Raw genomic sequence first — 8,135 nt, 5'->3', positions numbered from 1 at the left:
CGAGGGCGAGCATGCACAGGGGTGCGGCGATGAGGACGAAGAGGTCGTCGCGTTGGATGCGGAGGTTGTCGGCGATTTGGAAGGCGTCGGGTGCCCGGCGGCGAGGTCCTTGGCGGTGTGCAGGGCGTTGGAGGCCACGACGAGGTCGAATCCGCCTTCGGTCAGCCCCTGTTCGCACGGTTCGGTGTCGAGGTCGAAGAGGCGGTGATCGACGAAGTCGTAGGCGGCGAACCGGCGCTCGGAGCGGCTGAGGAAGACCGGCGAGACGTCGGTGAAGGTGTAGCGGGTCCGTTCGGGTGGCAGCAGGGGCAGCAGGGCGGCCGCGGCCCCGCCGGTGCCGCCGCCGATCTCCAGGACGCGCAGGGGGCGGTCGGCGGGCCAGCGGTCGACGATCTGCGTGAGCAGCGCCTGCATGAGCCGGTGGTGGAAGCGCTGCCACGGCGCCACGTCGTAGAACTGCTCCATCAGCTCGGCGCTACCGGTGGTCAGCAGCAGCTCCGTCGGCTCCTTGGCCCCGGCCAGCACCTCGCCGATGGAGTGGCCGGCCGACGAGCTCAGGCTGATCTCGGCCGTGTAGGCGGGGGCCTCACGGGTCTGCCGCAGCGCGATGTCCGCGAAACCGGTGTCCTGCGGGATGAGCCGCCACCGCCCGTCCTCCAGCCGTTCGGCGAGGCCGTGGCGGCGCAGGAGGGGCAGCAGGAGGTCGAAGAGCCGGCGGTGGTGGGGGCGGATGCCGGAGGCGGTGAGGTCGTTCGTGGTGAACGGTGCGGTGACGTCCGGCAGGATGCCGGCGAAGGCCGACGCGTAGCCGTGCGCGAGGCCCTCCTTGAGGCGCCGTGTCACCCGGCCGTAGTCCAGCTCGGACCAGGCGGCGCGCAACTCGGCGATGCGCGGTCCGGCGGCGGCGAGGATCTCGGACGGCGGGGGCAGGGGGGAGCGTGCCGCCGGCTCACCGGGGTGCGGCTGGGCGCGCATGACGGTGCCGTAGTGGCTGAGGACCGTGCCGCCCGGGTGCTCCACGCGGCGCAGCCGGCACCCTTCGAGGACGACGGCCACGGTGCCCGCCTCGTCGGTGATGGTGACGTCCCAGAAGACCTCCGTCGTGGTGCGGCCGCGTTCGCTCACGTGCACCAGGCCGGCGGGCGGGGGCGACTGCCAGACCCGCACGGAGTCCATCCCGGACGGCAGGTAGGAGCGCTGCGGCCGCAGCAGATCGGCGAGCAGGGGCATCCCGGCCTGGAGCGCCCCGTCGAGCAGGGACGGATGCACTTCGTAGCCGTCGGCCGGATCCCGGTGCCGGTAGGCGGCGAGGGTCTCGCCCACGCCGGTGTCGATCCATCGGAGGTTGCGGAAGGAAGGACCGTTGTCCAGTCCGGTCGCCGACAGGTTCTTGTAGATCTCCTCGTGTTCCAGGTGGCCGGTGCAGCGTGCGCGGACGGCCGGCAGGTCGAGGGGCGCGGGCCGCTCGCGCAGCAGCCGGCGTACCCGGCCCGTGGCGTGCCGGGTGGGCTCGCCGAGCAGGCCGTTGCTGCTGGTGATCACGACGGCGCCGTCGCGCGGGGACAGGGTGAGGTACAGGGTGACGCCGCCCGGGTTGTCCCACGGCACGGCGAGCAGGCGCGAGATCTCCAGGTGCTCGATCTCGGCGGGGGCGCCGAGCACGCGCCGGCCGGCCGCGAGCGCCATCTCGACGTAGGCGGTGGCGGGCCAGACGACCGATCCGCCGATGCGGTGGTCCTGCAGCCAGGGGATGAGCACGGTCTCGATGGGGCCGCGCCAGGTCGGGTCGTGCAGCGGTGGCAGCCGGTCGCCGAGCAGCGGGTGGTCCACGCCGCCGTCGCCCGGAGTCCCGGACCAGGCTCCCGGTGATCCGCTCCAGTGGCGTTCGCGCTGCCAGGGGTAGGCGGGCAGGTCGGTGACGCGGCCGGGGACGGGGAAGTGGGCGTCCCAGTCGAGGTGCGCGCCGGCGGCGGCCAGGGCGGCCAGGGCGGTGCGCACGTCGGCCGGCCCGTCACCGTCCTTGGTGAGGGTGGGGACGACGGCGACGGGCCCGCCCCGCTGCTGTGTCAGACGGCGCAGATAGGGCGCCAGGGCGGGATGCGGGCCGATGTCGAGGAACACGTCGTGGCCGGCGCCCAGCAGGTGTTCCACGGCGGGGGCGAACAGGACGGGCTCGCGCACGTTGCGCCACCAGTACGCGGCGTCGAGTCCGGTGCCGTCGACGGGGGCGCCGGTGACGGTGGAGACCATGGGGACGGACACGGCCGAGGGTTCGAGCCCCCGCAGTGCGTCTTTCAGCGGCTGCTCGACCGGATCCATGGCCGCGCTGTGGAACGCGTAGTCGACGTCGAGCAGCGTGCAGGCGACGCCCTGCCGGGTCTGCGCGTCCCGCAGTGCGGCGAGTTCGTCCCGCGGGCCGGAGACGGTCACGTCGCGCCCGGTGTTGACGCAGGCGACGTGCAGGCCGGGGTGCGGCCGGAGGGCCTCCTCCGCCTGTTCGCGCGGCAGCGACAGGGCGGCCATGCCGCCGTTCCCGGCGGTCGCGGCCTGGGCCCGGCCGCGGGCGGCGATCACCCGTGCCGCGTCCCGGAGGGAGAGCGCCCCGGCCACGTGGGCGGCCGCGATCTCGCCCACGCTGTGGCCCACCACGGCCGCCGGCCGTACGCCCCGCCGCCGCAGGGTCTCCGTCAGGGCGACCTGGACGACGAACAGCAGCGGCTGGCCGACCTCCGTGGCGCCCATCCGGGACGCGAAGGCCGGATCGGTGAGCGCGGCCGCCGCCGACCAGCCCGTCAGCGGCGACAGCTCGGCGTCGACGCGCTCCACGGCCTCCCGGAACACCGGATCGGCGGACAGCAGGTCCGCTGCCATTCCGGCCCACTGCGCGCCGTTGCCGGAGAACGCGAAGACGATCCGGCCGCGTGCCGTGCAGTCGCTCACCGCGGCGCCGTCCGGCGGGCTCTGTGGCTCCTCCCGCTCCTCCTCGGTTTCGTGCTGCTGCCCGGTCTGCCCGGTCTGTGCGGCCGGGGCGAGTCGCGCGGCCAGAGCGGTGAGGCGTTCGGCCGCCTGGGCGGGCTGCGCGGCGACCACGGCCGCGCAGTGCGGATGCCGGCCGCGCCGCAGACTGGCCGTGTACGCGAGGTCGTAGAACTCGTCCGTACCCGCCACCGCCATACGGTCCGCCATGCGGCCCACGGCCGCCGCCAGTGCGTCCCGCGACCGTGCGGACACCACGACCGGTCGCTCGCCGCCGGCCGGTGCACTGGGGCGGCCGGCGACCGGCGGGGCGGGCACCAGGACGACGTGCGCGTTCGCGCCGCCGAAGCCGAAGGAGTTCACGCCCACCGCGCTGTGCTCGCCGACGGTCACCTCGATGACGTCCGTCGCCGGGGCGAGCCGCAGAGCGGCGAAGTCGACGTGCGGGTTGGGCGATGAGATGTGCAGGGTGGGCGGGATGACACCGTGCCGCAGCACGAGCAGCGCCTTGAACAGTCCCGCCATGCCGGAGGCGGGTTCCAGGTGGCCGAGATTCGACTTGACGGACCCGATCGGCAGCGCGTCGCGCGTCCGGCGGACACCCAGGGCCCGTCCGATGGCCTCCACCTCGACCGGATCCCCCGCCGGGGTGCCCGTGCCGTGCGCCTCCAGGTACGCGAGGTCGTCCGGCTCGATGCCCGAGCGCGTGTACACGTCCCGCAGGAGCGCCTCCTGCGTCTCCCTGCGGGGCAGGGCGAGCCCCGGAGTGCGTCCGTCGCTGTTGGCCCCGCTCCCGGCGATCACCGCGTGCACGCGGTCGCCGTCCGCCAGCGCGTCCGCCAGCGGCTTGAGCAGCACCATGCCGCCGCCCTCCGCCCGCACGTACCCGTCGGCGTCCGCCGCGAACGACCGGCAGCGGCCCGTCGGCGACAGCATCGACGCCTGCGAGAACCCCACGTAGTGATACGGGTTGAGCAGCAGGTTCACCCCGCCGACGAGCGCACTGCCGCACGCGCCCGACAGCAGCGACTGGCACGCCTGCACCAGCGCCACGAGCGACGACGAACACGCGGTGTCCACCGCCAGGCTCGGCCCGTGCAGGTCCAGGCAGTGCGAGATCCGGTTCGCGGCGATCGACGATGCCGAGCCGGACATCGTGTACGCGTTGACGCCCTCCGCGGACAGGAATTGCAGCGCGCCGTAGGAGTTGTCGCAGATGCCGACGAACACGCCGGTGTCCGTGCCGGACAGGGCGTCCGGCGCGATGCTCGCGTCGTCGCACGCCTCCACCGCGAGCTCCAGCAGCAGCCGCTGCTGCGGATCCATCTGGCCCGCCTCCTTCGGCGAGATGCCGAAGTAGGCGGCGTCGAAGCCGGTGACGTCCCCCAGGAATCCGCCCGCCGCCGTGTAGCTCTTTCCGGGTCGCGGCATCGTCGGGTCGACGAAGCGGACCGGATTGAAGCGGTCGGGAGGCACTTCCGTGATGAGATCACGGCCCTCGTACAGGGCGTCCCACAATCCATGGAGATCCGAAATCCCACCGGGAAGGCGGCAGGAGGCACCGACGATGCCGATCAGTCCATCCGTTCCGCACCGCATGGCTTGCCGCCCTTCCCCCGGGGTTCGACCGCTCTTATGGCTCACCCTCGGGGTGGGGCGTAAAACGGACACTAACTCTTACGTATGAGTCGTACGAATGGCTTCGCGAATACCGGCAGTTGTGGTTGCTACCCGGTGCTTCTGATGGTGGCTATGAAGCCCGCCCACGCAGTGGGGGAGATCGATAGGCTCACGCCGGCGCCGGAGCGCTTGGAGTCGCGTATGTGGACGCGGCGAGGTGACAACGCGACTTCGACGCACTCCGCGCCTTCGCCATCGCTGTGACTGGACTTGAACCACGTGAGTTCGGTGCTCATAGGTCTTCCGCCAACTTTCCGATGAACTGGGTCGATTCCTCGAAGCTCAATGCGTGAAATCGAATGAGGTCATGGCGAGTCGAGAGGGCGCTCACCGTCTTCGGGTCGGTGTGCAGAATGCTGGTCCCCTGACCCTCCACGTAGGCGTAGTGCTTGTGCTGATCGGTCTCCAGAACGATCAGTGATCCGCCGAGCGCGATGGTGGGTGCGGAGCCGATGGGAAGCACCTGGACACAGACGTTCTGCAACTCGCCTGCTTCGACGAGGTGGTGAAGCTGCCGCCGCATGACTTCCCGGCCGCCCACCTGGCTGCTCAAGGCCGCTTCGTAGATGATGAAGGTGAACAGCGTGGCGGGCCTCTGACGCATCGTCTCCTGACGCATCAGCCGCGCCTGGATTCGTTCCTCGGCCGTCTCGTCGTCCACGGGCGGCCAGAATGTGCTGATCAGCTGGCGCGCGTACTCCTTGGTCTGCAGCAGGCCGGGAATGAGCAAGGGCTGATAGGCGTGGATGGCGATCGCCTCCGCCTCGACGGCCAAGTAGTCCTGCACGCGACTGGGGAACTTTTCCGGTTGCAGGTACCCCGCGCCCGCGACCAGCTTCCCCACCGCGCCGCACATCTCGTCCGCGATCTCCAGGACGCGCAGCGCCGGCTTGCGGCGTCCCTGCTCCATGGACTTGATCGACTCGTACTCGTACCCGGCCTCCTCGGCCAGTTGCTCCCGGCTGATGCCCGCGTGCGTACGCCAGAGCTTGATCTGGTTTCCGCAGTAGCGCCACGCCATGGGTGGCTGAGAGGTCTCGTTCGTCATAGGCCCCCGCCTCTCGGAGAAGGGGTACGGACGCGGTCCGTACCCTCGTCGCTACTCGCGACGATAGGTCGCGACCAGCACCCTTCAGGCCATGCTCAGCCACATTCCCCCATACGTTGGCTGGTGCCTCCCCCGGCACCCGCGCAGCGTCGCCCGTTCCCGCTTTCTCCTGCGTGAGCAGGCCCGCTCCTGGTGCCTGCCCGACGACGCCGCCGAGACGGCCGTCCTGCTGCTCAGCGAGCTGATGACGAACGCCTGCACGCACGGGCGGACCGCATCGCCCGGCCGTGAGGTCAGTGCCCGGTGCCTGCTCCGGGACGGCCGGCTGCGGATCGAGGTGTCGGACCCCGGGGACGGAGTCCCCCGCGTGCGGCGCGCCACGTCCGAGGACGAGAGCGGGCGCGGCCTCGCGCTCGTCGCCGCGCTCGCCGACGCCTGGGACGCGCAGCCCCGCGCACATGGCACCGGCAAGACCGTCTGGTGCGAACTGGCCATCTGACGGCTGTTTGACGATCGTCACCAGAGTGGCCCATCTCTCCAATACCCGTTCGATGGACGTGCACTCCATTTACACCGGAAAATCCACTATTTAGGTGAACGTCCCGAGCGTATGTGTGGCGGGCAGTCGCCTGCGGCAAGGTCACCAAATAGGCCGGTGGTGCCACATCGGCGGGGCCCTGGGTAGTTGGGGAGTGCTGCGATGACCACTTCGGATTCCGTGCAGAGCTGTCCGTTCCGACACGACGAAGCCCTCGATGTCGATCCCTTCATGACCCGCCTGCGAAAGGAGGCACCGATCGCCCGCGTACGCATGCCGTACGGAGAGGGCGAATGCTGGCTTGTGACCCGCTACGAAGACGTACGGACGGTCACCTCCGACCGTCGTTTCAGCCGGGCCGCGCTGATCGGGCGCGACTTCCCGCGCATCACGCCGATGCCGATCGCGCAGTCGGAGGCCATCAACCTGATGGACCCGCCGGCGCTGAACCGGCTGCGGCGCCTGGTGGTGAAGGCGTTCAGCAACGCGCAGGTCGACGAGTTGCGGCCGCACACCCAGCGCACGGTCGACGAGCTGCTGGACAACATGGTCGAGGACGGCGCGCCGGCGGACGTGGCGCACCACCTGGCGGCGCAGTTGCCGCTCACGACGATCTGCGAGCTGCTGGACGTGCCGTGGGGCGACCGCCCGAAGCTGCGCGGCTGGGCGATGGCCATGATGTCCATGGCCGCCGCCGACAAGACCACGGCGGCCGAGGCGAAGGCCGGCCTGCGGGCGTACTTCGCCGAGCTGACCGCCGAGCGGCGGCGCCGTCCGGGTGACGACCTGCTGAGCGCGCTGGCCACGGCGCGGGTGGGTGACGACGTGCTCGACGAGCACGAGATGGCCGTCATGGGCATGCTGCTGCTCGTCACGGGGCACGACACCAGCACCTACATGATCTGCAACATCATCTACACCCTGCTGACCCACCCCGAGCGGCTGGCGCAGCTGCGGGCCCAGCCCGATCTGCTGCCCCAGGCCATCGAGGAGCTGCTGCGGTACATCCCGTTCCGCCAGGGGGTGGGCATTCCCCGCGTCGCGCTGGAGGACGTGGAGTTCGACGGGGTCACCATCAAGGCCGGCGACACGGTCCATGTCTCCTACCTGACCGCCAACCGCGACGAGCTCGCCTACGACCGTGCCGACGAGCTCGACTTCGAGCGGACCAACCCCGCTCCGCACATGACCTTCGGCTACGGCATGCACCACTGTCTCGGGGCCCACCTGGCGCGCATGGAACTGCAGACCGCCATCGGCACCCTGCTCACCCGTTTTCCCGAACTGCGGCTGGCCGTACCGGCGGAGGAGGTGAAGTGGAACACCGTCTCCATCTGGCGCTATCCACTCGCCCTGCCGGTCGCTTGGTAAGGAGCCGACATGGCAACACTGTGCAGACCGGCCATCGCGGTCCCGGAGTACGTCATCACGCGCGAGCAGACGCTGGAGCTCGCGCGCACCCTGCACGCCGACCACCCCCAGCTGCCGCTCGCGCTGCGGCTGATCGGCAATACGGGCGTGCAGACCCGGCACCTCGTGCAGCCGATCGAGGACACGCTGAAGCATCCGGGGTTCACCGTGCGCAACGCGCGGTACGAGCGGGAGGCGAAGGCGCGCGTGCCCGACGTGGTGCGGCGGGCCCTGGACCACGCGGAGGTGACGGTCCGCGACATCGACATGATCGTGTACGTCTCCTGTACGGGCTTCATGATGCCGTCGATGACCGCGTGGCTGATCAACACGATGAACTTCCGCAACGAGACGCGGCAGCTGCCGATCGCCCAGCTGGGCTGCGCGGCGGGGGGTGCGGCCATCAACCGCGCCCATGACTTCTGCATGGCTTACCCGCAGGCGAACGTGCTGATCGTCGCGTGCGAGTTCTGCTCGCTGCTC

5 protein-coding genes and 1 pseudogene are annotated in these 8,135 nt (G+C 70.8%); 3 read left to right on the top strand and 3 right to left on the bottom strand.

What is annotated here, in order from left to right; translation table 11 throughout:
* The 3 genes from AB0K09_RS25475 to AB0K09_RS25465 all read right to left on the bottom strand — a co-directional run.
* A partial coding sequence (locus AB0K09_RS25475; protein ID WP_366067715.1) for a beta-ketoacyl synthase N-terminal-like domain-containing protein occupies positions 1-4,575 on the bottom strand: 4,575 nt, incomplete at its 3' end.
* A gap of 128 nt (positions 4,576-4,703) precedes the next feature.
* On the bottom strand, positions 4,704-4,892 hold the full coding sequence (locus tag AB0K09_RS25470) for a DUF397 domain-containing protein (protein WP_366067714.1): 189 nt from the start codon (positions 4,890-4,892) through the stop codon (positions 4,704-4,706).
* Positions 4,889-5,704 (bottom strand): helix-turn-helix transcriptional regulator, encoded by an 816-nt coding sequence (locus AB0K09_RS25465; RefSeq protein WP_366067713.1) that lies wholly within the window; start codon positions 5,702-5,704, stop codon positions 4,889-4,891. The genes AB0K09_RS25470 and AB0K09_RS25465 overlap by 4 nt, the downstream gene beginning before the upstream one ends.
* Before the next feature lie 91 nt (positions 5,705-5,795).
* Here AB0K09_RS25465 and AB0K09_RS25460 point away from each other — a divergent pair, with 91 nt between their 5' ends.
* The 3 genes and pseudogenes from AB0K09_RS25460 to AB0K09_RS25450 all read left to right on the top strand — a co-directional run.
* The gene (locus tag AB0K09_RS25460; protein WP_366067712.1) at positions 5,796-6,203 is read left to right on the top strand and encodes an ATP-binding protein; all 408 of its coding nucleotides are present in this window, start codon (positions 5,796-5,798) and stop codon (positions 6,201-6,203) included.
* Positions 6,204-6,404: 201 nt separating this feature from the next.
* Complete coding sequence (locus tag AB0K09_RS25455) at positions 6,405-7,613, top strand: cytochrome P450 (protein WP_366067711.1); 1,209 nt, start codon at positions 6,405-6,407, stop codon at positions 7,611-7,613.
* Between the two features lie 9 nt (positions 7,614-7,622).
* Positions 7,623-8,135 (top strand): annotated as a pseudogene (locus AB0K09_RS25450) (type III polyketide synthase); the annotation flags it as partial.

Origin of the sequence: Streptomyces sp. NPDC049577 (genome assembly GCF_040675635.1) — a bacterium.
GTDB lineage: Bacteria > Actinomycetota > Actinomycetes > Streptomycetales > Streptomycetaceae > Streptomyces.
This window is presented reverse-complemented; position numbering and strand designations above follow the sequence as displayed.